Annotated in this window: 22 protein-coding genes; all 22 read right to left on the bottom strand. The window is 69.1% G+C overall.

The window, feature by feature from the left end; all coding sequences use genetic code 11:
* A complete protein-coding gene (gene rraA / locus AC3FMM_RS07125; protein ID WP_115709826.1) occupies window positions 1-498 on the bottom strand; it encodes a ribonuclease E activity regulator RraA in 498 nt (165 codons plus the stop codon).
* A 48-nt stretch (window positions 499-546) separates the two neighbouring features.
* Window positions 547-2,286 (bottom strand): thiamine pyrophosphate-binding protein, encoded by a 1,740-nt coding sequence (locus AC3FMM_RS07120; RefSeq protein ID WP_414247504.1) that lies wholly within the window; start codon window positions 2,284-2,286, stop codon window positions 547-549.
* Between the two features lie 57 nt (window positions 2,287-2,343).
* Complete coding sequence (locus tag AC3FMM_RS07115) at window positions 2,344-3,606, bottom strand: MFS transporter (RefSeq protein WP_488686340.1); 1,263 nt, start codon at window positions 3,604-3,606, stop codon at window positions 2,344-2,346.
* A 153-nt stretch (window positions 3,607-3,759) separates the two neighbouring features.
* Window positions 3,760-4,584: a LytR/AlgR family response regulator transcription factor gene (locus tag AC3FMM_RS07110; protein WP_012353034.1), complete on the bottom strand. Its 825-nt coding sequence runs from the start codon at window positions 4,582-4,584 to the stop codon at window positions 3,760-3,762.
* 110 nt (window positions 4,585-4,694) lie between these two features.
* The gene (locus tag AC3FMM_RS07105; protein WP_488686339.1) at window positions 4,695-5,870 is read right to left on the bottom strand and encodes a sensor histidine kinase; all 1,176 of its coding nucleotides are present in this window, start codon (window positions 5,868-5,870) and stop codon (window positions 4,695-4,697) included.
* Between the two features lie 60 nt (window positions 5,871-5,930).
* Entirely contained in the window at window positions 5,931-6,350 is a 420-nt protein-coding gene (locus AC3FMM_RS07100; protein WP_115709834.1) for a DUF962 domain-containing protein, read from the bottom strand.
* Between the two features lie 245 nt (window positions 6,351-6,595).
* Window positions 6,596-7,540 (bottom strand): CysB family HTH-type transcriptional regulator, encoded by a 945-nt coding sequence (locus tag AC3FMM_RS07095; RefSeq protein ID WP_111517800.1) that lies wholly within the window; start codon window positions 7,538-7,540, stop codon window positions 6,596-6,598.
* On the bottom strand, window positions 7,537-8,649 hold the full coding sequence (locus AC3FMM_RS07090) for a sulfate/molybdate ABC transporter ATP-binding protein (RefSeq protein WP_115709836.1): 1,113 nt from the start codon (window positions 8,647-8,649) through the stop codon (window positions 7,537-7,539). The genes AC3FMM_RS07095 and AC3FMM_RS07090 overlap by 4 nt, the downstream gene beginning before the upstream one ends.
* Window positions 8,646-9,587 (bottom strand): sulfate ABC transporter permease subunit CysW, encoded by a 942-nt coding sequence (gene cysW, locus AC3FMM_RS07085; RefSeq protein WP_488686338.1) that lies wholly within the window; start codon window positions 9,585-9,587, stop codon window positions 8,646-8,648. The genes AC3FMM_RS07090 and cysW overlap by 4 nt, the downstream gene beginning before the upstream one ends.
* Before the next feature lies 1 nt (window position 9,588).
* Window positions 9,589-10,560: a sulfate ABC transporter permease subunit CysT gene (gene cysT / locus AC3FMM_RS07080; RefSeq protein ID WP_116312696.1), complete on the bottom strand. Its 972-nt coding sequence runs from the start codon at window positions 10,558-10,560 to the stop codon at window positions 9,589-9,591.
* A gap of 156 nt (window positions 10,561-10,716) precedes the next feature.
* Complete coding sequence (locus AC3FMM_RS07075) at window positions 10,717-11,388, bottom strand: RBBP9/YdeN family alpha/beta hydrolase (protein ID WP_488686337.1); 672 nt, start codon at window positions 11,386-11,388, stop codon at window positions 10,717-10,719.
* Window positions 11,385-12,257, bottom strand: a complete 873-nt coding sequence (locus AC3FMM_RS07070; RefSeq protein ID WP_115709844.1) for an EAL domain-containing protein — start codon at window positions 12,255-12,257, stop codon at window positions 11,385-11,387. The genes AC3FMM_RS07075 and AC3FMM_RS07070 overlap by 4 nt, the downstream gene beginning before the upstream one ends.
* Before the next feature lie 197 nt (window positions 12,258-12,454).
* Entirely contained in the window at window positions 12,455-13,372 is a 918-nt protein-coding gene (locus AC3FMM_RS07065) for an ATP-binding cassette domain-containing protein (protein WP_488686336.1), read from the bottom strand.
* A 36-nt stretch (window positions 13,373-13,408) separates the two neighbouring features.
* Complete coding sequence (gene ssuC / locus AC3FMM_RS07060; protein WP_116312700.1) at window positions 13,409-14,212, bottom strand: aliphatic sulfonate ABC transporter permease SsuC; 804 nt, start codon at window positions 14,210-14,212, stop codon at window positions 13,409-13,411.
* A gap of 14 nt (window positions 14,213-14,226) precedes the next feature.
* Window positions 14,227-15,399, bottom strand: a complete 1,173-nt coding sequence (gene ssuD, locus AC3FMM_RS07055; RefSeq protein ID WP_115709850.1) for an FMNH2-dependent alkanesulfonate monooxygenase — start codon at window positions 15,397-15,399, stop codon at window positions 14,227-14,229.
* 30 nt (window positions 15,400-15,429) lie between these two features.
* Window positions 15,430-16,458: a sulfonate ABC transporter substrate-binding protein gene (locus AC3FMM_RS07050; protein ID WP_115709852.1), complete on the bottom strand. Its 1,029-nt coding sequence runs from the start codon at window positions 16,456-16,458 to the stop codon at window positions 15,430-15,432.
* A gap of 158 nt (window positions 16,459-16,616) precedes the next feature.
* Complete coding sequence (gene ssuE, locus AC3FMM_RS07045; RefSeq protein ID WP_473704325.1) at window positions 16,617-17,240, bottom strand: NADPH-dependent FMN reductase; 624 nt, start codon at window positions 17,238-17,240, stop codon at window positions 16,617-16,619.
* Between the two features lie 73 nt (window positions 17,241-17,313).
* Window positions 17,314-18,318, bottom strand: a complete 1,005-nt coding sequence (locus AC3FMM_RS07040; RefSeq protein WP_115709856.1) for a sulfate ABC transporter substrate-binding protein — start codon at window positions 18,316-18,318, stop codon at window positions 17,314-17,316.
* 401 nt (window positions 18,319-18,719) lie between these two features.
* Entirely contained in the window at window positions 18,720-19,259 is a 540-nt protein-coding gene (locus tag AC3FMM_RS07035) for a ferritin-like domain-containing protein (RefSeq protein ID WP_115709858.1), read from the bottom strand.
* 270 nt (window positions 19,260-19,529) lie between these two features.
* A complete protein-coding gene (gene clpB / locus AC3FMM_RS07030) occupies window positions 19,530-22,118 on the bottom strand; it encodes an ATP-dependent chaperone ClpB (RefSeq protein ID WP_473704324.1) in 2,589 nt (862 codons plus the stop codon).
* Between the two features lie 224 nt (window positions 22,119-22,342).
* Window positions 22,343-23,224, bottom strand: a complete 882-nt coding sequence (locus AC3FMM_RS07025) for a MaoC/PaaZ C-terminal domain-containing protein (protein ID WP_326346936.1) — start codon at window positions 23,222-23,224, stop codon at window positions 22,343-22,345.
* Window positions 23,224-25,374 (bottom strand): D-(-)-3-hydroxybutyrate oligomer hydrolase, encoded by a 2,151-nt coding sequence (locus tag AC3FMM_RS07020; RefSeq protein WP_488686334.1) that lies wholly within the window; start codon window positions 25,372-25,374, stop codon window positions 23,224-23,226. The genes AC3FMM_RS07025 and AC3FMM_RS07020 overlap by 1 nt, the downstream gene beginning before the upstream one ends.
* Between the last annotated feature and the right edge of the window lie 75 nt (window positions 25,375-25,449).

The raw sequence follows: 25,449 nt of genomic DNA, 5'->3' as shown, positions 1-25,449 counted from the left end.
TCAGCGCTCCAGCGCTTCGTCGGCGACCAGGATCCCGTCGACATCGACATAGATCCAGTTGCCCGGGCGCACCACCGCGCCCGGCATCTGCACCGTGACCTCGCTCTCGCCCACGTTGCGCTTCTGGCTCTTCTGCGGATGCGCGGCCAGCGCGCGGATGCCGATGTCGCACACGTCGAGCTCGGCGGTATCGCGGATGCAGCCGTTGACGACGATGCCGACCCAGCCGTTCTTCTCGGCCAGCAAGCCCAGGTTGCCACCCACCAGCGCGCAGCGCAACGAGCCACCGCCGTCGACCACCAGCACGCGCCCGCGGCCCGGCGACTCCAGCGTGGCGCGCACCAGCGAGTTGTCTTCGAACACCTTGAGCGTCGCGGCCGGACCGGCAAACGCCGGCTGCTTGCCGAAGGCACGGAACACCGGCGCCATCACGCGCAGCGTGCCGTCGGCAAGGCGGTCTTCATGCGCGTCGCACAGGTCGGTGGTGACGGGCTTCATCTCGGGTCTCCTGGTCGGTAAGAAAAAATACTGTCTGGCCGCGCAGCGTCATGGCTTCTGGCTGGCCAGCGCCTGCGCCCGGATCGCGCTCAGCGTGGTGCGCGGCGTGATCACGTCCGGGTCCACCTGGATTTCGATCAGCGTCGACACCGGCGCGGCCAGCGCCTCGCGCAATGCCGGCGCAAACGCCCCGGTGGTGGTCACGGTAACGCCGCGTGCCCCATAGGCGCGCGCCAGCGCGGCAAAATCGGGATTGAGCAGCTCGGTGCCGGACACATGGGTGGGGTATTCGCGTTCCTGGTGCATGCGGATGGTGCCGTACATGCCGTTGTTGACGACGATGATGATGACCGGGGCGCCGTATTGCATCGACGTAGCAAGTTCCTGGCCATTCATCAGGAAGCAGCCGTCGCCCGCCAGTGCCACCACCGTGCGCTGCGGGAAAGCGATCTTGGCGCCAACCGCGGCCGGCACGCCATAGCCCATCGCGCCGCTGGTCGGCGCCAGCTGGCCGCGTCCGCCGCTGGTAAACGGGCGATAGTGGAAATAGCGGTGCAGCCAGCCGGCATAGTTGCCGGCGCCGTTGGTCACCACCGCGTCGGCCGGCAGCAACTGGTCCAGCGTGCGGATGACCTCGGCCATGTCGACGCCCTGCGCCGTGAACGGCGGCGGCTGCAGGTAGCGTTCGTAATCGGCGTGCGCGGCTTCGGTCCAGTCTTGCCAGCGCGGCGCGGCCAGCGGCTGCAGGCCTGCCAGGCGCGCGGCGATGGCCGGCATCGAGGCCTGGATCATCAAATCGGCCTGGTAGACGCTGCCCAGCTCTTCCGCGCCGGCATGGACATGGACCAGCGTCTGCGCCGGCCGCGGCGCCTCGATCAGCGCGTAGCCGCCGGTGGTCATCTCGCCCAGCCGCGGGCCGATCGCGAGCACCAGGTCAGCGTTGCGGATACGCTCGGCCAGCGCGGGATTGATGCCGATGCCGACATCGCCGGCGTAGTTGGGATGGCGATTGTCGAACAGGTCCTGGCCGCGGAAGGCGCAACCCACCGGCAGCGCGAAGCGCTCGGCAAAGGCCTGCAGGTCGGCGCACGCCTGCGGCGTCCAGCCGCTGCCGCCGGCCAGCACGAACGGGCGCTCGGCGGCGTGAAGCATTTCCGTCAATCGCGCCAGCTCGGCCTCGCCGGGCCAGGCCATGACGCGCTGGTAGGCCTGCAGCTGCGGCACCGCGGCGGTTTGCGCCAGCATGTCTTCGGGCAGCGCCAGCACCACCGGGCCGGGACGGCCCGAAGTCGCGGTCTGGTAGGCGCGCGCGATGTATTCGGGAATGCGCTCGACCCGGTCGATCTGCGCCACCCACTTGGCCATCTGGCCGAACATGCGGCGGTAGTCGATTTCCTGGAAGGCCTCGCGGTCCATGAAGTCTGTACCGACCTGGCCGATGAACAGGATCATCGGGGTCGAGTCCTGGAACGCCGTATGCACGCCGATGCTGGCATTGGTGGCACCCGGCCCGCGCGTGCAGAAGGCAAGCCCGGGGCGGCCGGTCAGCTTGCCGTAGGCCTCGGCCATCACCGCGGCCCCGCCCTCCTGCCGGCAGACGATGAAGCGCAGCTGGTCACGGCGGCGGTGGAAGCCGTCGAGCACCGCAAGGTAGCTCTCGCCCGGCACGCCGAAGGCCAGTTCGGCCCCGTGCGCCAGCAGCGCATCGACGAGGATATGGCCGCCCGGCAGCGGCGCGCCGCGATCGGTGTCTTCAGGCTGGGTGGCGTTGGCCGGCGTCATTGGCATGGAAACGTTCCTCAGGCAAGCGGATTCGGAAAGCGGCGGGCGGACTGGCGGGCTCGTCTAGGCGGCCTCCGCCCGTGCCGTGGCCTGGCTGCGCGAGCGGTTGCCGTTGCCCACGGTCACCGCGGTGAAGATCGACAGCAGCTGGAAGCCGCCGATCATGAAGAAGACCCAGGCCGGCAGCCTGGCGTCCATCAGCGCGCCGAAGAACAGCGGGCCGCAGGCCAGGCCGATATCCAGCCCCGAGTAGACCACGCCGTAGACGCGCCCGGTGGCGCCGGCCGGGGCCGCCGCGCGCACCAGCAGGTCGCGCGAGGGCCCGGCGGTACCGGCGCCAAAGCCGATCACGCCCATCAGCACCGGCACCAGCAGCGCCGGCACCAGGTTCAGCCCCACCAGCACCGCCATCAGCCCCGACACGGTGAAGCTGACCGCGATCAGCCGGTCATGGTTGCTGGTGCGGCTGGCGGCAAAGCCGCCGACAATCATGCCGCCGGCACTGCACAGCATGTAGACCGTGTACGACGCGGTCGCCAGCGTGAACGGCATGCCATAGAGGTAGGTCAGCGCGGTGGGCGCGAAGCTCTGGATGCCGGCGGCCGAGAACGTCGTCAGCAGGAAGAAGCCCCAGCACACCCACACCTGCGGCAGGCGCAGGAAGCCCAGCACGCTGCCGCCCGCCCCCGCGGCCCTGGCGGCGGGCCGGCCCACGGCGCCCTGCACTTCGCGCGGGTCCAGCACATGGCGCAGCGCCACCAGCACGGCCAGCACGATAAAGGCCACCGCCGAGGCCGCCGCCAGCGCCACGCGCCAGCGGGCCAGGTTGGCAATCGCCACCAGGAACAGGGGCGCCGCCGCCCAGCCCAGGTTGCCGGAAATGCCGTGCACCGAGAACGCGTGCCCCAGCCGCGGCTGCGACACATGCTTGTTCAGCAGCGTGAAGTCGGCCGGGTGGAACACGCCATTGCCCAGGCCCGCCACCGCCGCGCCCAACAGCAGTCCGGCATAGCCGCCGCTGGCCGACAGCAGCAAGGCGGCGGCGCCCAGGCAGGCCAGCCCGCCGAACAGCACCGGCCGCGCGCCGAAGCGATCCACCACGAAGCCCGACGCGGTCTGCACCACCGCCGAGACCGCGAAAAACACCGTCATCAGCAGGCCCAGCTCGGCATAGCTGAGCCCGAACTCGGCCTTGATCCACGGGAACAGCGGCGCCAGCAGCAGGTGGTAGAAGTGCGAGACCCCATGCGCCAGCCCCACCAGCCCGATCACCTGGGCGTCGTGGCGAAGGGAATTGGGCGTGGGTTCGAGGGTGGCGGTGGGCATGGCGCTGGCGTTCGGAAGGACGATGCGGTGGGCTGGGCGGCGGGCAAAAAAATACCGGCCGAAGCCCGCATCATAGAGGAAACCCCTGCCTGCCGCTGGCAGGGTGGCGGCCACGCCGCCCCGCGCCGGCCGATCCGTGCGCCGCGCGGGCCTTCACATCTGCTTGAACAGGTGCGCGTACTGGCGCGCCACCGGCAGCAGTTCCGGGCGGTCGCGCAGCCGCAGCGAGAGCCGGCCCAGCGACTGGTTGACCGCGCTGGCGACGCAACTGATGTTGACCACGGTGCCGCGATGCACCTGCCAGAAGCGCTCGGGATCGAGCTGCTGGGTCAGCTCGCGCAGGCTGGTGCGGATCAGCGCCTCGCCGGCGCCCGAGACCACGTTGACGTACTTGTCGGTGGCTTCCAGGTAGATCACTTCGTCGACCGGGATGATGCGCACCTCCTGCCCCACCAGCGCCTTGATAAAGCGCAGGTACTGGCGCTGCGGCGCGCCGGCCGCGCCCGGCGCGGCATGCTCGAGCGATTCGAGGCGCGCCAGCAACTGGCCGAGCCGGTCGGTGTCGGCCACCGCAGCCTCGTCATCGTCGTCTTCCGCTTCCGTCGAATCGGACAGCCGGGCCTTCAGGCGCTGCACGGTCGCCTCCAGCCGTTCGCGCTGCACCGGCTTGAGCACGTAGTCGACCGCGGCGCGCTCGAAGGCCTCCAGCGCAAACTGGTCGTAGGCGGTGACGAACACCACCAGCGGCGGCGCATCGAATTCGATCAGTTCGCGCGCCACGTCCATGCCGCTCATGCCAGGCATGCGGATATCGAGGAAGGCCACGCGCGGCTGGTGCTCGCGCGCCGCCGCCAGCGCGGCCACGCCGTCGTGGACCACGGACACGACCCGCGCCTCGGGCCACAGGGCCGCCAGTTCGGATTCCAGCACGCGGGCGAGCAGCGCTTCGTCGTCGGCTATCAGCAGGGTCGGGGTCATGGGGGCGTGGGGGGCGTTGGCGTTGGCAGCTTGATGGCGCTGCAGGCGCGCCGACACGGGCGAAACCTGCTGCGCTTGTTGTTTTCAGGTGAAACGACAGCGAGTGCGCGTCAGAGCCGTGGCATGGCCGGGGCAGAGACCGGGATGCCCTCCGGCACGGCGGTGACGGTCTGGGTCAAGGTGGGCGCTTCGGCCGGGCGCTCCAGCGGCAAGGTCAGCCGCACCACCACGCCGCGCGGCGTGTTCTCTTCCATCTGCATGGTTGCCGCCGCGCCGAAGATACGCGCCAGGCGCTCGCGCACATGGGTGATGCCCAGCCCCGAGCCCTTGCCTGAGGCATGACCGAACCCGACCCCGGTATCGGCGATCACCACCTGCACCGCGTTGTCGCCGGCCGCACGCGCCGACAGCCGGATATGGCCGCCGATCATGCAGGGCTCGATCCCATGCGTGACCGCGTTTTCCACCAGCGGCTGGATCAGCATCGGCGGGATTTCCACCTTCGCCAGGTCGCGCGGCAGGTCGATGTCATACGAGAGCCGCTGGCCGAAGCGCATGGCCTGGATCTCGAGATAGCTGCGCAGCAGTTCGAACTCTTGCCGCAGCGTGCATTGCTCGGCGCGGGTATGCGCCAGCGACATGCGCAGGAAGCCGATCAGCCGCTGCAGCAGCTGCCGCGCCGCCGGCGGATCGGTGGCAATCAGGCCGTCGAGGTTGGCCAGCGAGTTGAACAGGAAGTGCGGCTCGATCTGCGCCTGCAGCGCCATCAGCTGCGCGCGCACCAGCTGCTTTTCGGCTTCCTCGCGCTGCAGCGCGTCCAGCGCCGCCTGCCGCTCCAGCGATGCCAGCTTCTCGCGCGACCAGTAGAAGTAGATCATCGACGCCGCCGCCAGCATGCCCACCACCAGGCACATGCGCAGCATCCCGCCGGCCTCGTCGGCCGACTTGGGCGGCAAGTCCAGCACCACGCGCGTGGCCCAGCTGCCGAACACCACGCCGGCCGGCACCGCCGCGGCGGCCAGCAGCAGGAAGGGCCAGCGGCGCGGCCGGTCGTTCCACCAGATCACCACGCGCGGGATGTCGATCAGCACCCAGATCGACAGCCCGATCAGCTGGCTGTAGACGAAGTTGTGCCACAGCGTGCCGCCGGTCTGGAAGCCGTAGTTCAGGCTGATGGCGATCACCGAGTTCATGCACAGCACGAACAGCAGGTCGCGCCCGAGGATATTCAGGCGGGACGGAATGGCGGTGCAGGCGTGTGAGAAGCAGCGGTCCATGGCGTTCATGTTAGCGCGGCTTTCGCCATGCGCAATACAGCGGGTGATGTGACGGCGACATGGGATGCGTCAGCCGCCCTGCCCGCTCACATCGCCAGACCGCGCGGGAGCCGGCGCGGACGCAGGCGCAGGCGCCGCGCTGCGGCCCGACAGCGCGTGCCACCATTGCCCGGACAGCACATAGCGTGGAAAGGTAATCCACTGCTCGGCCAGGATGCGTCCGGCGATGTCGGCCGGTCCGGCAAACGGCTCCGGCGCATGGGCCTCGAGCCGGTGGCCGCGGCCTTGCAGCGCCATCGACATGCCCATGCACACCAGCCCCAGCGCGATCGCCGGCAGGTTCAGGCGCAGCAGGCCATAGAGGCCCAGCACGGTGCCGGCCATGAACATCGGCACGGCCACGATATGCAGCAGCAGGTTGCGGGGATGCTGGTGGTTGCGGGCATAGCCGCGCCACTGCCAGCGCAGCAGCGGTTCGTCGTCGCGCATGATCGTCTCTCTCTCCCTTGCCCGGTCCTTGCCGACCGGCGGCCGTGCGCAAACTTTGCTGCGCTGCGGTACACGTGCGGCGCCGGCCGGGATGCCAGTGCGGGCACGTGCAGGGAATGTACCCCGCGGCGCGGGGAGAAGAAAGTCTGTTGCGACGAACGGCCGGCACGGGGTGCGAACGGCACCGGGCGGGTGCGGACGGCGTGTCCGCCGGCCCGCGGGGTGGCGCCGGCGCCGCGCGCCGCTCAGGCGGCCAGGGCCTGGCGGTCCTGTTCGGACAGCGCGCTGCTTACGGTATCGCGCGACAGGTGCGGTGCGAACATGTTGATGAAGGCGTGCGCATAGCCGCGCAGGTAGGCGCCGCGGCGCACCGCCACGCTGGTGGTGTTGGGCGCGAACAGGTGGTCGGCCGAGATCCGCACCAGGCCCGAGTCCTTGCGTTCGTCATAGGCCATCGAGGCGATGATGCCGACGCCCAGGTCCAGTTCGGCATAGGTCTTGATCACGTCGGCATCGAGCGCCGTCAGCACGATTTCGGGCTGCAGGCCCGCCTCGGCAAAGGCGCTGTCGATCTTGCGGCGGCCGGTGAAGCCGGCGTCGTAGGTGATCAGCTGGAAGTTCGCGACGTCTTCGAGCGTCGGTTCCGGCAGGCGCGTGAGCGGATGGTCCGGCGACACCACCAGCACGTGCTGCCAGCTGTAGGCCTCGAACGAGGTCAGCCCGGCCTCGGTCGCGAGCGCCTCGGTGGCAATGCCGATATCGGCCTGCCCGGTCAGCAGCAGCTCGACGATATGCGTGGGCGACGCTTCCTGCAGCGCCAGCGTCACATGCGGGTATTCACGGCGGAACGCCTGGACCACGCGCGGCAAGGCATAGCGCGCCTGCGTGTGGGTGGTGGCGACGGTAAGCCGGCCGGTGTGGCGGCCGGCGTATTCGTCGCCCGCCTGGCGCAGGTTCTCGGCCTCGAGCAGCAGGCGCTCGACGATGCGCACGATCTCGCGGCCGGGCTCGGTCAGCCCGGTCAGGCGCTTGCCGTAGCGCTCGAAGATCTCCACGCCCAGTTCCTCTTCCAGCTCGCGGATCTGGCGCGACACGCCGGGCTGCGAGGTATAGAGCGCGTTGGCGACCTCGGTCAGGTTGAACTGGCGGCGCACCGCCTCGCGGATCGAACGAAGTTGCTGGAAGTTCATCGTGCGGCCTCTTGTTTTTGGGTGGGGGCGGTGCCGTTGGCTTGCGTAAAGACGCGCAGCTGGCGCGGGCGCACGGCGAGCAGCTCGCCCTCGCGGAAGCCCGCGTGGCGGAAGCGCTCCAGCGGCAGCGCCACCTCGATCACGTCCTGGTTGTCTTCACGCTCAAGTTCGAGCTGCGCCACCGGGCCCAGCGTCAGCGCGCGGCGCAGCGTCACGGCGATGCCGTCGGCGCCAGGCGAATAGCGCTCCAGGTCCAGGTCGTGCGGGCGGACATAGGCGACCGCATCGCCGGCGGTCTCGTGGCCGCTGCCGATCACCGGCAGCACCGCCTCGCCGGTATGCAGCAGGCCGCCGCTCTCGCCGACTTCCAGGCGCCCGTGGAACAGGTTCACATTGCCGAGGAAGCCGAACACGAACGGCGTGGCGGGATGGTTGTAGACCGCCTCGGGCGAGCCGTGCTGCTCGACGCGGCCGCGGTTCATCAGCACCACCTGGTCGGCCACTTCCAGCGCTTCTTCCTGGTCGTGCGTGACGAACACGCTGGTCACGTGCAGTTCGTCGTGCAGGCGCCGCAGCCAGCGGCGCAGTTCCTTGCGCACCTTGGCGTCGAGCGCGCCGAAGGGCTCGTCGAGCAGCAGCACGCGCGGCTCCACCGCCAGCGCGCGCGCCAGGGCGATGCGCTGGCGCTGGCCGCCCGACAGCTGCGCCGGGTAGCGGTCGGCGAGCCAGTCGAGCTGGACCAGGTCGAGCAGCGCATGCACCTTCTCGCGGATCTGTGCTTCGCTGGGGCGCTCGGCGCGCGGCTTCACGCGCAGGCCGAAGGCGACGTTCTCGAACACGCTCATGTGCTTGAACAGCGCGTAATGCTGGAACACGAAGCCCACCTGGCGCTGGCGCACATGCTGGTCCGACGCATCGCGCCCGGCCAGCACAATCTGGCCGGCGTCGGCGCGCTCCAGGCCGGCGATGATGCGCAGCAGCGTGGTCTTGCCGCAGCCCGAAGGCCCCAGCAGCGCGGTCAGCTCGCCCTCGTCGAAATCGAGCGAGACATTGTCCAGCGCGACGAAATCGCCAAAGCGCTTCTCTACGTTCTTGACCTGGATGCTCATGATGCTTGTCCTTGCACTGAAGCCGGCAGGCTTGCCAGCGGCCGCTCGGGCGCGGCCTCTTCGGTTTCCTTGCTGGCGCGGAATTCCACCAGCGTCTTGATGCCGAGGGTCACCAGCGCCAGCAATGTCAGCAGCGACGCCACCGCGAACGCGGCCGCGAAGTTGTACTCGTTGTAGAGGATCTCCACGTGCAGCGGCATGGTGTTGGTCAGCCCGCGGATATGGCCCGACACCACCGACACCGCACCGAACTCGCCCATCGCCCGCGCATTGCACAGGATCACGCCGTACAGCAGGCCCCAGCGGATATTGGGCAGCGTGATATGGCGGAAGGTCTGCCAGCCGGAGGCGCCCAGCACGATCGCGGCCTCTTCCTCTTCGCTGCCCTGCGCCTGCATCAGCGGGATCAGTTCGCGCGCAACAAAGGGGAAGGTCACGAAGATGGTGGCCAGCACGATGCCGGGCACCGCGAACATGATCTTGATGTCGTGCGCTTGCAGCCACGGGCCCAGCCAGCCCTGCGCGCCGAACAGCAGCACGTAGACCAGGCCCGAGATCACCGGCGACACCGAGAACGGCAGGTCGATCAGCGTGATCAGCAGGTTCTTGCCGCGGAAATCGAACTTGGCGATGGCCCACGCCGCCGCCACGCCAAACACCACGTTCAGCGGCACCGCGATCGCCGCCACCGTCAGCGTGAGCTGGATCGCGGCCAGCGCGTCGGGCTCGACCAGCGCTTCCCAGTAGGTCTGCACGCCCTTGCGCAAGGCTTCATAGAACACCGACGCCAGCGGCACGAACAGGAACAGCGTCAGGAACAGCACCGCCACCGCGATCAGCGTGTAGCGCACCCATGGCGCCTCGCCGGTGGCGTCGAAGCGGTGATGGCCTCTGGCGCCGCCCTGCCCGCCGAGGCGTCCCGAGATTGATCCGGCCATCTCAGAACTCCTTGCCCGTGGCGGGCGCTTCTGCAGCCAGCGCGGCGCGCGCGCCGGACTGGTGGCGGCGCGTCCACGCCTGCAGCAGGTTGATCAGCAGCAGCAGCGCGAACGAGATCACCAGCATCACCACCGCCACCGCGGTGGCACCGGCGTAATCGTATTGCTCCAGCTTGGAATAGATCATCAGCGGCGCGATCTCGGACACCATCGGCATGTTGCCCGAGATAAACACCACCGAGCCGTACTCGCCGGTGGCGCGCGCGAAGGACAGTGCAAACCCGGTCAGCAGCGCCGGCAGGATCGCCGGCAGGATCACGCGGCGGAACGTTTGCAGCCGGTTGGCGCCCAGGCTGGCCGCGGCTTCTTCCAGTTCCTGCTCGACGTCTTCGAGCACCGGCTGCACCGTGCGCACCACGAACGGCAGGCCGATAAAGGTCAGCGCCACCACCACGCCCAGCGGCGTAAATGCGACCTTGATGCCGAGCGGCTCCAGGTAGCGGCCGATCCAGCCGTTGCCGGCGAACAGCGCGGTCAGCGCGATGCCGGCCACCGCGGTCGGCAACGCGAACGGCAGGTCGACCAGCGCATCGATCAGGCGCTTGCCGACAAAGCGGTAGCGCACCAGCACCCACGCCACGATCAGCCCGAACACGGTATTGACGATGGCGGCGATCAGCGACGCGCCGAAGCTCAGCTGCAGCGATGCCACCACGCGCGGCGCCGTGATCGACGTCCAGAACGCGTCCCACGTCATCGTGAAGGTCTTCAGGAACGTGGCCGACAGCGGCACCAGCACGATCAGCGTCAGGTAGAACAGCGTGAACCCGAGCGACAGGCCGAAGCCCGGCAGCACGGTGAAGCGCTGCCTGGACGGGTTGCGTGGCGCGCGCGCCGAACCGGACCCGGACGCGGACTCGGGCGGGCGGGGCGCCGCCGGCGGCGTGTCCGCCAGGGAAATGGATGGAGGCATGTCGTCTCGTTTGTGAGCGGTGCGCTGCCAGGCCGATGGCCAGGTCCGGCACGCCGTTCTTTATGACACCGGCGCATATTGCGCCGGCCTACGAGACAGATTCTGCAGATCCGTCTTTATAAAAAGAACGAATCTTTATGAATTTTCTTAGAAGGTTTAGATATAAGGGACAGTCGAGGCAACTTCAACCCCGGCCTCCCAGGGGGTGATTGAAGCACTTGGAGCGCCGGCGTCGCCGGCTTGTGCAATACGCTGCACCAGGGTATCGAGCAGCGCGAGGCCCTCTGGCCACTCGCCAAGGCCCGAGTCGGCATTGATATGGCCGAGATGGCCCACGTCGACCAGCTCGCTGCCCCACAGCGTGCCCCAGGAGAATGCGGTGCGCTGCGGCATCCAGGGGTCGTTGCGGCTGGCCGCGAGTATGGTCGGGAACGGCAGCCGGTAGGCGGGCAGCAAGGCCGCCACGCCGAACTTGTCCGGGTCGGCCGGCGCCACCAGCAAGGCGCCGGCGATGCCGACCGGGTCCAGCGCCGCCTGGCGCAGCGTGGCCAGGCAGCCGAAGCTGTGCGCCACCAGCACGGCGCCGCGCGCGGCCACGCGCCGGGCCCGCATCACGCCTTCGGAAACGCGCTCGGCCCACAACGGCAGGCTCGGCCGCGACCAGTCATGCTGCTCCACCCGCTGCCAGTCCGGAAACCGCTGTTCCCAGCGGCTTTGCCAGTGCCCCGGGCCGCTCCCGTGCAAGCCGGGCACCGTCAGCACCTGCAGGTGACGGGGAATGTCCAGCCGCGTGGCACGGCCGGGTGCGGTCCTGTCCGATGGCGTCATACCGGCTCCTCGTTCAGTGCATGCAACGTCGCAGCATGGGATGCCGCGGCTGGCCGATCCGCCGCGCGCAGCGCGGCAGCTTTCACCAGCCCGCCGGCAAAGGCGCCCTGCCCCAGGCCGATGCCGGCTGCCTGCAGGCGCTCGATGCTTTCGGCGTCCTGCAGGCGCCGCCCGATCAGCGTCACGCCCGCGCTGGCAGCGCTGGCGCGCAGGCCGGACAGCTGGCGGTCGGTCCAGGTGCGGCGCATGTCCAGCTTGAGCCAGTCCGGCAGCGCATGGGCCATCAGCGCACCCGCCTCGGCCGGATCCGAGGCCTGCAGGCTCACCGCGAAGCCATTGCGGCGGTAGTTGCCCACCACATGCAGCAACAGCCCGAGATCGTCATTGGCGCTGGCCGGCACCTGGATCACAAAGCGCTCCAGCGGCAACCCCAGCGACTGCAGCGCGCGCCGGAAGGCCGCGCCGTGGTCATCGGCCACCGCGGCCAGCAGCCGGTTGTGCACGTTCAGCACCAGCTTGTGCCCGCCGTCGGCGGCAAAGTAGTTGATGGCATGGAGCAGGCGCGAGAGCCGGTCCAGTGACACCAGCGTGTGATCGTCCGCCGCCATCGCGAACAGCTTCCACGCCGCCAGGCCGAACCCGTCCTCGGCGTAGGTATGGATCGCGCCTTCGTGCGCCACCACCTGCCGGTCCGCCAGCGTGACCAGCGGCTCGAACGCGCTGGTCAGCGAGCAGTTGAAGAACTGGCCCTGCACCTGCCCGCGCGCATCGCGCCACAGTTGCCGGTCCGCCAGCGGCTGGCGCGGCAGCGATTCGAGATAGCGTTGGAGCGCAGACGCTGCGCCCGTGGGTTCATGCTCGCCTGGCATGGTGGTCCTTGGCTTGACCGGGCCAATCGGGCCCGCGGTCTGATGGGTGATGGGTGATGGGTGATGGGCAAGCGCGACGCCAGCGGCTGCCTGCCTGCTCATGATAGAAGCTCGGCGCGCGCGAGCGTATGAAGATTAAGGACTGTCGATATGCGCCGCCCGGCACTACGGCGCAAGCCTGGCCGGGCGCGCCGCCGTCAGGCCGCCCAGCTCACATTCAGTGGCGCCGGCGCCGCGGGCGCGACTGCCTGCGCACCGGCTTGCCCGGCCGCCGGCGGCGACGGCCGCATCACCCGCTGCAGCACCTCGGCTTCCAGTTGCGCAAAGCCCGCGGCACCGCGTTCGCGCGGACGCGCCAGCGCTACGCGCGTGTCCATGGCGATGCGCCCGTCCTCGATCAGCACGATGCGGTCGGCCAGCGCCACCGCTTCGGAGACATCGTGCGTGACCAGCAACGCGGTGAAGCCCAGGCGGCGCCACAGCGCTTCGATCAGCGCCTGCATTTCGATGCGCGTCAGCGCATCCAGTGCGCCCAGCGGTTCATCGAGCAGCAACAGCTGCGGGTGGTGCACCAGCGCGCGCGCCAGCGCCACGCGCTGGCGCTGGCCGCCTGACAGCCGTGCCGGCCAGGCCTGCGCGCGGTCGGCCAGCCCGACCTGGGCCAGCACCTGAGCCGCCTCCGCGCGGCGTGCGCGCGGCAGGCCCAGCGCCACGTTGTCCAGCACGCGCTTCCAGGGCAGCAGCCGCGCGTCCTGGAACATCACGCGCACGTCCGCCGACGGCGCGCGGCCCGTGGCAGCGGCCTCGCCGTCGATGGCGATGCTGCCGCCGTCGACCGCCTCTAGCCCCGCCACCAGCCGCAGCAAGGTGCTCTTGCCGCAGCCGCTGCGCCCGACGATGGCCAGGAACTCGCCCGGCGCGACGTCCAGCGCCACGTCGTGCAGCACGGTGCGGCCGTCGTAGCGCTTGACCACCTGGCTCACGCGCAGCGCCACGCCGCCCGCAGCCTTGCCGGGCACCACGTCGGCCGCGTTGGCCCCAGCGGACGCCTCGCGCCGCGCCAGGCCCGCTTCCAGCTCGGCCAGGGCCGCCTGTTCCACCGGATACATCTGCATCTCGATCTCCTTGCCTTGATTGGTTGCCGGCGCCGCTCAGGCCGCGGCGTAGCCCGGGTGCCAGCGCAGCCAGTAGCGCTCCAGCCCGCGCGACAGCCAGTCGGCCAGCTTGCCCAGCAGCGCATAGAGCAGGATGCCGACCAGCACCACGTCGGTTTGCAGGAACTCGCGGGCATTCATCGTCATGTAGCCGATGCCCGACTGCGCGGAGATGGTTTCCGCCACGATCAGCACCACCCACATCAGCCCCAGCGCGAAACGCACGCCCACCAGGATGCCCGGCAGCGCGCCGGGCAGGATCACCTCGCGATACAGCCGCCAGCCGGACAGGCCGTAGCTGCGCGCCATCTCCACCAGCCCCGCGTCGACCGAGCGGATGCCGTGGTAGGTATTCAGGTACACCGGGAAAAACACGCCCAGCGACACCAGGAACAGCTTGGCGCTCTCGTCGATGCCAAACCACAGGATCACCAGCGGGATCAGCGCCAGCGCGGGGATGTTGCGCACCATCTGCAGCGTGCTGTCGAGCAGCGTGGCGGCGGTGCGGAAGGTGCCCGTCAGCAGCCCCAGCAGCAGGCCCAGCCCGCCGCCGAGGGCAAACCCCAGCAGCGCGCGCCAGGTGCTGACGCCGACGTGCCGCCACAGCTCGCCCGAGCGCGCCAGCTCCCACGCGGCCTGCACCACGGCCAGCGGGGCCGGCAGCACGCGGCTGGACAGCCAGCCGTTCTGCGAGGCCAGCTGCCACGCGACGATCAGCAGCATCGGCACGATCCACGGCGCGGCCGCGCGCCACAATGCCTGCGGCGCCTGGCGCGGCGGTGGCAATAGCGGAGTCGTCATGGTTGCGCCTCCCCTCAGCTTTGCGCGGCGCGCGGCACGATGCCGGTCGCCATGACTTCACCGAACGGGCCGGACAGCACCTTGCCCGGCAGCGTGTCGAACGTCGCGCGCACCGTGCGCGGCAGCAGCGGGAACACCAGTTCGGCGAAACGGTAGGCTTCTTCGAGGTGCGGATAGCCGGACAGCACGAAGGTGTCGATGCCCAGCGCGGCGTATTCGCGCAGGCGCTCGGCCACGGTATGCGGGTCACCCACCAGCGCGGTGCCGGCGCCGCCACGCACCAGCCCGACGCCGGCCCACAGGTTGGGGCTGATCTCCAGCGCCTCGCGCGTGCGGCGGGTGCCGCCCGCGTGCAGTGCGGCCATGCGGCGCTGGCCTTCGGAATCCATGTTGGCGAACACGGCCTGCGCGCGCGCCACGGTGTCGTCGTCGAGCCGGCTGATCAGGTCCTCGGCCGCGGCCCATGCGGCGTCATCGGTTTCGCGCACGATCACATGCAGGCGGATGCCGAACTTCACCGTGCGGCCGTGGCGGGCGGCGTGGCGGCGCACGTCGTCCAGCTTCTGCGCCACCGCCGCGGGCGGCTCGCCCCAGGTCAGGTAGGTATCGACCTGCTCGCCGGCCAGCGCATGCGCCGGCGCCGACGAGCCGCCGAAATAAACCGGCGGATGCGGCTGCTGCAGCGGCGGGTAGAGCACGGTGGCGCCCTTCACGCTGAGGTGCCTGCCCTCGTAATCGACCTTGCCCCCGTCATGGCTGGCGGCCAGCACCTGACGCCAGATGCGCAGGAATTCGGCCGAGGCCTCGTAACGCGCGGTGTGGTCGAGGAACAGGCCGTCGCCCTCCAGTTCGGCGCGATCGCCACCGGTGACGAGGTTGACCAGCAAGCGGCCACTGGAGATGCGGTCGAAGGTCGCGGCCATGCGCGCGGCCAGGGTCGGCGCCATCAGGCCCGGGCGCACCGCGACCAGGAATTTCAGGCGCTGCGTCACCGCGGCCAGCGCCGATGCCACCACCCACGGGTCTTCGCATGAGCGGCCCGTCGGGATCAGCACGCCTTCATAGCCCAGCGTGTCGGCGGCCACGGCGACCTGCCTGAGGTAATCGAAACCGACCGCGCGCGCGCCTTCGGAAGTGCCCAGGTAACGGCTGTCGCCGTGGGTGGGGATGAACCAGAATACTTGCATGTCGTGCTCCTGTTCTTGTTGGCCGGCGTGTCAGCGCCTGGCCTGCTGCTGCGGCGGGGCCCAGCGCGCATCGGCGACCCTGACAGGTTTGGGAATCAGCTTCAGCGCGTGAAACGCATCGGCAATGCGTTGCTGCTCGGCCAGCACCTCGGCGCTGACCGGGCGCGCGCCGTACGAGAAGCGCGACACCGCAAGCGCGAGCACATCGGCCGGCAGCCCGGTTTCACCGGTGAGCACCGTGGTGGCCTCCTTCGGGTGCTGTTGCGCCCAGGTGCCCAACGTGGCCAGTTCATCCAGGATCAGGCTGACGATCTCCGGCCGGGCCTGGGCATAGGGGCGCGACGCCAGGTAGAACTGGTGGTTGCTGACCACGTTCTTGCCATCCGCACCGCGGCCATCGGCCAGCACGCGCGCGCCCAGCTGCTTCTCGGCGGCGGCCAGGAACGGGTCCCAGATCACCCACGCATCCACCGCGCCGCGCTCGAAGGCGGCGCGCGCATCGGCCGGCGGCAGGTAGACCGGCTGGATCTCGCTGTAGGGAATGCCGGCCTGCTCCAGCTGGCGCACCAGCAGGTAATGCACGTTGGAGCCCTTGTTCAGCGCCACGCGCTTGCCGCGCAGGTCGGCCACCGAGCGCAGCGCCGAGCCCTTGGGCACGACGATGGCCTCGGCCACCGGTGCCGGCGGCTCGTTGCCGACATAGGCCAGCTGCGCCCCCGCGGCCTGGGCAAAGATCGGCGGCGCCTCGCCCACGGTGCCGAAGTCGATGGCGCCGACATTAAGGCCTTCAAGCAGTTGGGGCCCCGCCGGAAACTCGGTCCACCGGACGCTGATGCCTTGCGGCGCGAGGCGCTTTTCCAGCGTGCCGCGCGCCTTCAGCAGCGTCAGCGTGCCGTACTTCTGGTAGCCGATGCGCAGCACCTTGGCATCGATCTGGTTAGACTGCGCCTCGGCGCGGCCGGGCAGCAGCCCGTAGGCCAGGCCAGTGGCAAGCACCAGCGCGGCGGTAATGAGTCGGCGGCGCTGGCTTGACGTGCGCAGCGGCTTGATCGTTGTCATGTGAAGTCCTCCTTGGCCCGCGCCGATGTGCCGCGGGCCGTGTTCGATGTCCGGGATGTTCTGGCAGCACGCCGCCCTGCCGGCCCCGCGTGACGGGTGGCATCGCGTCGCTGCCGTCGCGCCGGGCTGGCCGGCGCCACTACAGTCAAGCCATCAATTCAGGCGGAACATCGCTCGGCCGCCGCGATCGCGGCGGCGTGCCGGACGTAGGCGCCGGGCACCACGTCGAGCGGCACCTCGATGCGGGCATGCGCCAGCGCATCGCGCACGCGCAGCACGCCTTCGTCCAGCCGCGCGGCCAGCGCGGCATCGAAGCGCGCCTGGCGCGCGCCGGCGGCATCGACTGCTTCGATCTGCTGGTCCACGGCGAAGATGCCGGGCAGGATCTGGCGTGAGCCGAGCGCGGCCAGCACCGGCCGCAGCGCGTAGTCGATCGCCAGCGCATGGGCCAGGCTGCCGCCGGTGGCGATCGGCAGCACGATCTTGTCGCGCAGGCCGGTCTGCGGCAGCAGGTCCAGGAAGGCCTTGAGCAGCCCGCTGTAGGCGGCCTTGTAGACCGGCGTGGCCAGTACCACCACCTGGGCCTGCACCACCGCACGCAGGGCGCTATCGATGGCCGGGTCCTCCGTGCGCGCCGCGAGCAGCGGCCCAGCCGGAAGGTCGCGCAGGTCGAGGTGGCGGGTGCGTTCGCCTGCAGCCTCGAGCGCCGTGCGCAGGTGCGCCAGTACCAGGCCGGAGCGGGACTGGGCCGACGGACTGCCGGAGAGCGTCAGGATGGACATCGGGCTTCCTTGTTCTGGGGCACCGGCGGGCGCCGCGGCCGCCCACGCGGCCGGGTGCGCCGGTCCCGGGTTTTTACTTCTTGCCGGGCTGGTAGATCTGGTCGAACGAACCGCCATCGGCGAAGTGGGTCTTCTGCGCCTTCTGCCAGCCGCCGAACACCTCGTCGATGGTGAACAGCTTCACCTTGGGGAAATTGGCGGCGTACTTGGCCGCGACCTTCTGCGAGATCGGGCGGTAGTAGTTCTTCGCCGCGATCTCCTGCCCTTCGTCGGTGTACAGGAACTGCAGGTAGGCCTCGGCCGCCTTGCGCGTGCCCTTCTTGTCGACCACCTTGTCGACCACGGCCACCGGCGGCTCCGCCAGGATCGACACTGACGGCGCAACGATGTCGAACTTGTCCGGCCCCAGCTCCTTGATCGCCAGGATGGCTTCGTTCTCCCACGCGATCAGCACATCGCCCAGCCCGCGCTCGACAAAGGTGGTGGTGGCGCCGCGCGCGCCCGAATCCAGCACCGGCACGTGCTTGAGCAGTTCGCCGACGAACTCGCGCGCCTTGGCGTCGTTGCCGCCCGGCTGGCGCAACGCATAGCCCCACGCCGCCAGGTAGTTCCAGCGCGCGCCGCCCGAGGTCTTGGGGTTGGGCGTGATCACCTGCACGCCGGGCTTGACCAGGTCGCCCCAGTCCTTGATGCCCTTGGGATTGCCCTTGCGCACCAGGAACACGATGGTCGAGGTGTACGGCGAGGCGTTGTGCGGCAGGCGCTTCTGCCAGTCCGGCTTGATCAGGCCTTTTTCCGCGATGGCGTCGATGTCGTAGCCCAGCGCCAGCGTGACCACGTCGGCGTCGAGCCCGTCGATCACCGAGCGTGCCTGCTTGCCCGAGCCGCCGTGCGACTGGCGCACGCTCACGGCGTCGCCACCCTGGGCCTTCCAGGCCTTGGCGAAAGCGGCGTTGACATCGACATACAGTTCGCGCGTCGGATCATAGGAAACGTTCAGCAGGTTGGCAGCGCTCGCGGTCTGCGCCGCGCTGATGGCTGCCAGAACGGCCAGGCCGATGGCCAGTTTGCGGATCATCTTGTGTTGCTCCCGTCAGTGTCGTGAATGGCGCCGTGCGCCTGTTTGCGTCGCCCGCCCTGGCGGGCCGGCTGGTGTCAGGAGCAAGACTACCGACGGGGCATTCCGAACGGAACGAAGGGTTTCGCCGATCCTTCGCTGTTTTCTGCATAAGATCCGGCGGAAATATGGGCATACCCGAGATCGGGTGCATAGCGGTGCGCAAGAACGTGCGCGCAAGTGGCGCAGGCGGCACACCCAAAAGAAAACGCCCGCACCGGCAAACCGGTGCGGGCGAAGTTTCCATTCTGGAAACGGGTAGACAAGTCATGAAGAGCGCCCCCGCATCTCCATGACAGGGCAGATCTTATCGGGCCGGCCGCCGCCGCGGCTTGACCCATATCAAGTGCGCGGCAATCCCGTCAGCCGCCCTGCCGGCTCAGCAAGTCGGCCATCTCGTCGGCATGCTCCTCTTCCACCGCCAGGATCGATTCCATCAGCCGGCGCGAAGTCGGGTCGCGCTCGCCCAGGAACCGGATGATTTCCCGGTAGCTGTCGATGGCAATGCGCTCGGCCACCAGGTCTTCCTTGATCATGTCGGTCAGCGAGCTGCCGGCCACATACTCCGCATGCGAGCGGCTGGTCAACCCGTCCGGGGCAAAGTCAGGCTCGCCGCCCAGTTGCACGATGCGCTCGGCGATCTGGTCGGCATGGCCCTGCTCTTCATTCGAATGCGCCAGGAATTCATCGGCCACGCTCTTCGAGTTCGGCCCCTTGGCCATGAAGTAGTGCCGGCGGTAGCGCAACACGCAGACCAGCTCGGTCGCCAGCGCGTCGTTCAGCAGCTTCAGTACGGTGTCGCGGTCGGCCGCGTAGCCCGCGGTCACCGCGCCTTCGTCGATGTGCTGACGCGCACGCTCGCGCAGGGTCTTGACGTCTGTGAGGAAAGGCTTGTCGTTCATAAAGGGCTCCTGGGGGTGGGGGCTGCGTGGACGCAGCGCCTTGTGCGGAAACTCAACCCTTTTGCAACGCGAAAAGCGTGCCACTTGGCATCACCCTGCAATCCCTTGGCTGCCGTAGCGCCCCTTCCAATGCGCAGTGAAATATTTGCACGGGTGCCGACCGCATTACACGGCGACCAAAAAGAAAAAAAATCCCTGCGCTCGCGCGCAGGGATTGTGCGTGGCAACGCTTGTCCAGGCGTCCCCGTGTTCGGGGAGGCGCAAGCCGCCTCAGTCCAGCTTCCGCCCGAACGTGAATTCCCCGTCGACGTAATCCACCGGCACCACGTCCTTGGCGGCGAACTTGCCTTCGAGGATGGCCCGCGCCACCGGGTTCTCGATCTGCTGCTGGATCGCCCGCTTGAGCGGACGCGCCCCGAACACCGGGTCGTAGCCCGCGCTGGCGATCTTCTCCAGCGCATGATCGCTGACCTCCAGCGTCATGTCCATGCGGGCCAGGCGAGCCTGCAGGCGCTGCAGCTGGATGCGCGCGATCGACTCGATGTTCTTCTGGTCGAGCGCGTGGAACACCACGACTTCATCGATCCGGTTGAGGAACTCGGGCCGGAAATGCGTGCGCACTTCCTGCCAGACCGCGCCCTTGATCGCTTCCTGCGGCTCGCCGGTCATCGACTGGATGATCTGCGAACCCAGGTTGGACGTCATCACGATCACCGTGTTCTTGAAGTCCACCGTGCGGCCCTGGCCGTCGGTCAGGCGGCCGTCGTCCAGCACCTGCAGCAGCACGTTGAAGACGTCCGGGTGGGCCTTTTCGACTTCGTCGAGCAGCACCACGCTGTACGGCTTGCGGCGCACGGCTTCGGTCAGGTAGCCGCCTTCTTCATAGCCCACGTATCCCGGCGGCGCGCCGATCAGGCGGCTGACGCTGTGCTTCTCCATGAACTCGCTCATGTCGATGCGGATCAGGTGTTCTTCCGAATCGAACATGAACTCGGCCAGCGCCTTGCACAGCTCGGTCTTGCCGACGCCGGTCGGGCCCAGGAACAGGAACGAGCCATAGGGCCGGTTCTCGTCCGCAAGCCCGGCACGCGAACGGCGGATGGCATCGGACACCAGCCGCACGGCTTCGTCCTGGCCGACCACGCGCCCATGCAGGCGGTCTTCCATCTTCAGCAGCTTCTCGCGCTCGCCCTGCATCATCTTCGATACCGGGATGCCGGTGGCGCGGCTCACCACTTCGGCGATCTCCTCGGCGCCCACTTGCGTACGCAGCAGCTTGTTGGGCTGCTTCTGCTCGCTGGCCTCGGCATCGGTCGCGGCCTTGAGCTTGCCTTCCAGGCCCGGCAGCTTGCCGTATTGCAGCTCGGCGACCTTGTCGAGCTTGCCTTCGCGCTGCAGCCTGGAGATCTCCAGCTTGATCTTCTCGATCTCTTCCTTCAGCGCGGCCGTGCCCTGCGCGGCGCCCTTCTCGGCCTTCCAGATTTCGTCGAGGTCGGCGTACTCCTTCTCCAGGCGCGCGATCTCCTGCTCGATCAGCTCCAGGCGCTTCAGCGAAGCCTCGTCGGTCTCCTTCTTGACCGCCTCGCGCTCGATCTTCAGCTGGATGGTGCGGCGCTCGAGCTTGTCCATCGACTCCGGCTTGGAATCGATTTCCATCTTGATGCGCGCGGCAGCCTCGTCGATCAGGTCGATGGCCTTGTCAGGCAGGAAGCGGTCGGTGATATAGCGATGCGACAGCTCTGCCGCGGCGACGATGGCCGGGTCGGTGATCTCGACGCCGTGGTGCAGCTCATACTTCTCCTGCAGGCCGCGCAGGATGGCGATGGTGGCTTCCACGGTCGGTTCGTCGACCAGCACTTTCTGGAAGCGGCGCTCGAGCGCGGCGTCCTTCTCGATGTACTTGCGGTATTCGTCCAGCGTGGTGGCGCCGATGCAGTGCAGCTCGCCGCGCGCCAGCGCCGGCTTGAGCATGTTGCCAGCGTCGATCGCGCCCTCGGCCTTGCCCGCGCCCACCATGGTATGGATCTCGTCGATAAAGACGATGGTCTGGCCCTCGTCCTTGGCGACGTCGTTCAGCACGGCCTTGAGGCGTTCCTCGAACTCGCCGCGGTACTTGGCGCCGGCCAGCAGGCCGGCCATGTCCAGCACCAGCACGCGCTTGTTCTTCAGGCTCTCGGGCACTTCGCCGTTGACGATGCGCTGCGCCAGCCCTTCGACGATGGCGGTCTTGCCCACGCCCGGCTCGCCGATCAGCACCGGGTTGTTCTTGGTGCGGCGCTGCAGGATCTGGATCGCGCGGCGGATCTCGTCGTCGCGGCCGATCACGGGGTCGAGCTTGCCGATGCGGGCGCGCTCGGTCAGGTCGATGGTGTATTTCTTCAGGGCCTCGCGCTGGCCTTCGGCCTCGGCGCTGTTGACCGAATCGCCGCCGCGCACGGCCTGGATGGCCGACTCCAGCGACTTGCGGTTCAGGCCGTTTTCACGCGCGATGCGGCCGGCGTCGCCCTTGTCGTCGGCGACGGCCAGCAGGAACAGCTCGCTGGCGATGAACTGGTCGCCGCGCTTGATCGCTTCCTTTTCGGTGGCGTTGAGCAGGTTGACCAGGTCGCGGCCGATCTGGACCTCGCTGGTGCCCTGTACCTGCGGCAGGCGCTTGATGGCGGCGTCCAGCGCCGTCTGCAGGCCCTGCACGTTGACGCCTGAGCGCGCCAGCAAGGCCTTGGCGGCGCCGTCGTCCTGCGACAGCAGCGCGCGCAGCACGTGCTGCGGGTCGATGTATTGGTTGTCGTTGGCCAGGGCCAGGCTCTGCGCATCAGCCAGCGCTTCCTGGAACCGGGTGGTCAGCTTGTCAAGACGCATAAGGAATCCCTCTCTCGGATAGGTCGTGTCCTGATGCGGGGGGCGTCGGCGGCGAAGCTTGCCGCGGCGCCCGTATGCCCTGCCGGACACTCATGTCATACCGAAAGATAAGGCTTTGCCGTGACATTTCAAGGCCGCACGCCGCGCGGCGTTGCGCCCGGCCCCGCATGGCCCGCCGGCCGGCCACCATGTGATGCGCGCGATACGCGCGATACGCGCGCCCGCTACGCGGCGCGGTCGGCGCCCTTGTGCGCCAGGTTGCGCACCAGCACCAGCGACTCGCCCTGCACCACCACCCGGCCGTCCGCGCCGGTAACCAGGCTGGCCAGGTTGACGAGATCCTTGTCCGCGCGCAGCCGCACGATGCGCACGCGCGCCGTCAGCGGCTCGTCCAGCCGGGCCGGCGCGGCCAGCCGCAGCGACTGCTTCATCCAGCCGGTGCCGCGGCCGGGCAGCCGGGTGCCGAGCAGGTCCGAGAACATGCCGGCCAGCAACGGCAGCGGCACCAGCGGGCCGGCGAAACCGCGCGCGCGGGCAAAGCCCGCATCGGCGTGGAACGGGTTGGCATCGCCGGTGAGCGCGATGTACTCGTCCAGGTCCGCCGCGGTGAAGGCCCGCACCGCGCTCGCCTGCTGGCCCGGACGCAGGCCGTACAGGGCCGCATCGCCGTCCTGCGCAAACGGGTCCGCTCCGGCTGAGTGGTCGGCCAGTGCGGCAGGACTCGCGTCCGCCAGCCAGCGCGACTCGCCCACGGCCGTCACCCGCGGCGCCGGGCCTGGCCCGCCACCACAGCTGACCGTGGTGGCGTAGGCGGCAAGCCCGACGGGCGCTGGTTGCGCAGACAGCGCAAACTGCACCGCGTCGCCAACGAACGCCGGCGCCGGGAACATCAGCGTCTGTGCAACCGGCAAGGCCGGCCGTGGCAGTTGCCGCGCGCTATGCGCGCACAGCAGCGAGAACAGCAACATGCCGTGCGCCACCGTGGCACCGAAATGCGTGCCACGGGCAAAGGCCGGATCGCAGTGGATCGGGTTGTCGTCGCGCGACAGCGCGGCGAAGCGGTCGAAATCGCGCTGCGACAGCACGCGCGGCGGTTGGTCGTGCATCAGTCGGGCACCTGTACGGTATTGGCGTTGACGGTGATGGCGTTGCCCGGGGCAGGCGTGGCGGCGAACGGCGGCACGTTGGACGGCAACAGCGCCGGCGCCGGGGTGTTGAGAGTGCCGCCACGCGGGGTGGTCCGCAACACCTGCGACGGCGGCAGCGCCCTGCCCGTGGTCAGGTTGTCGTAGACCGCGTCGAGGGCCCGGTTCAGGTAGACGTGCAGCGGTACATAGCGGTTGCTGTAGCCCGGCACCACGCCGATGAAGGCATCGAAGTGCTGGGCATTCTCGACCTCCACGTAGGACAGCTTGCTGGTCACGCCCTCCTGCTGGCGATTCAGGCCCAGGTAGGGGCGCGAGGTATGGTTGACCGGCAGCAGCGCGTCGCTGCGCCCATGGACGATCAGCGCCGGCTTGCCGCGCAGGTTGCCATTGCGCAGCGTCAGCGCCTGGCCGGCCTGCAGCGCGAGTGCCGCCGCATCGGATCCGCTCAGCAGGCTGCGCAGGCAGCTGGCGCCGTCGTAGTTGAGGTCGGCGCGCTGGGTCGAGGCGGACACGGACGGCAGATTCAGGTACGGCCCATGTTGCGGATCGCCATCATTGATCAGCTGGACCGGTGCCTGCGGCGGAATGCCATTGCCGGTGGCGTACATCGACGCCAGCGCGGCGGGCGCGATCGCCGCCGGCTTCAGGTCCGTCAACGTGGCGGCAAAGCTGTAGCCGCACAGCCGGTCGGTCACGCTGGCCCGCGCATAAGCGTTGGCGTAGGTGACCGAGATCGCGGCCGCCACGTCGAACGCGGCCAGCGACGGGTGCAGGTCATCCGATTCCGCCTCCCAGCCCGCGGCGCGCAGCGCCTGCAGCGCGCTGGCGCTCTGCTGGTCGGTGTTGGCGCCGGTGACCAGCCCTTTCTCGGCCAGCGTCTGGCAGCGCGCCGCGAAGAACGGCGCCATGGTGGGGTTGGCGTAGAACGGCGCCTGCGTCAGCGCGGTGGCGCGCCCGGCGCAGTGCTGCAGCAGGTTGGCCGTGGTGGTGTAGTCGTACAGTGTCAGGCCTGAAGCCGCCACCTGTGCCGCGCCACGCCGCACCACGATGCCGGAGTTGGGCGGCATGTTCAGGTTGGGCTCAGCCACCGCCACGCCGTCGATCAGGCCGCCGGCATCCTGCTCGGCGGCGGCCACGGCGGCGCCACCGCCATTGGACACGCTCGACGCGATCACCAGCACCTTGTCCTGGTCCAGCGTACGCTGGCGCGTGCCGTTGGCCGACACGGCGCCGACGCGGTCATTGATGGCCCACAGCGCAAACTCGACCGCCTGCAGCGTGAACTTGCCCCAGTCCTTCTCGGGGTTGCGCTGCGAATGCGCGTGCTTGAACGCCAGCCGGTGCGGGTTGGCGGCGGTGAATTCCGCCAGCGAGGTGGCACCTGCCGGCGCGGCGAAGTGCGCGTTGGTGCCGGCGGCCGCGCGCGTGGTGCGGGTGCCGTCGATCAGCGCCACCGTGTCCGTATCGAGGTCATGCGGCGCGGCGCCGGTACCCTTGTCGGTATAGGCCACCGCGCAGCCGCGCTTCAGGCCCCATTCGCCGGTGCCGATGGCGCCATACACCCCGCGCGAGCCCGACGAGGTCGCGGTGATCAGGCATGGCCGGGCGGTGTTGAACGAGGCCGGTATCTGTACCAGCATGGTCACGTTCTGCTGGCCCGAGCCGTCGTCGGAGTAGGCCATGTACTCGACGCCGGCGACCTTGCCTTCCGACGCGGTGACATTGCCCTGCGCGTCGACGTTGGGCCCATAGAGCGATCCGTAGCCGCCGCCGGCACTGGTGTCGACAATGGCGCGATAGTTGGTATAGATCGCATAGCGCCGCAGTTCCGCCGCGGTTGGCGCGGCCGGGTTGAGCGGCAGCGGTGCGGTGCTGCTCGCCAGGCCGTCCTTGCCCAGCCCTGCGGTCAGCAGGTCGTCGGTGGCGCCGTCGTAGCTGTTGATGGTGACCGCGCCGATATAGGCCGGCTTGGTATTGGGGTTGCCGCCGTTGCCGTTGCCGTTGCCGTTGTCGTCGCTGGAGCCGCATGCGGCCAGCATCGATGCGGCCGCCGCCAGCGCCGTGAGCCTGAGGCCGCGGTACCGCGGCGAATGCTGCGTGGATTGCATGTCAACCTCCTTCTGTCGCCCCGTGCCGGGGCCGTCGAGACATACGTCGATGGAAGACTGCGAAAACTGCGACCG

This window comes from Cupriavidus sp. 207A1 (genome assembly GCF_057798955.1).
The sequence above is the reverse complement of the archived record's forward strand: the minus strand, read 5'-3'. Positions and strand labels throughout refer to the sequence as shown.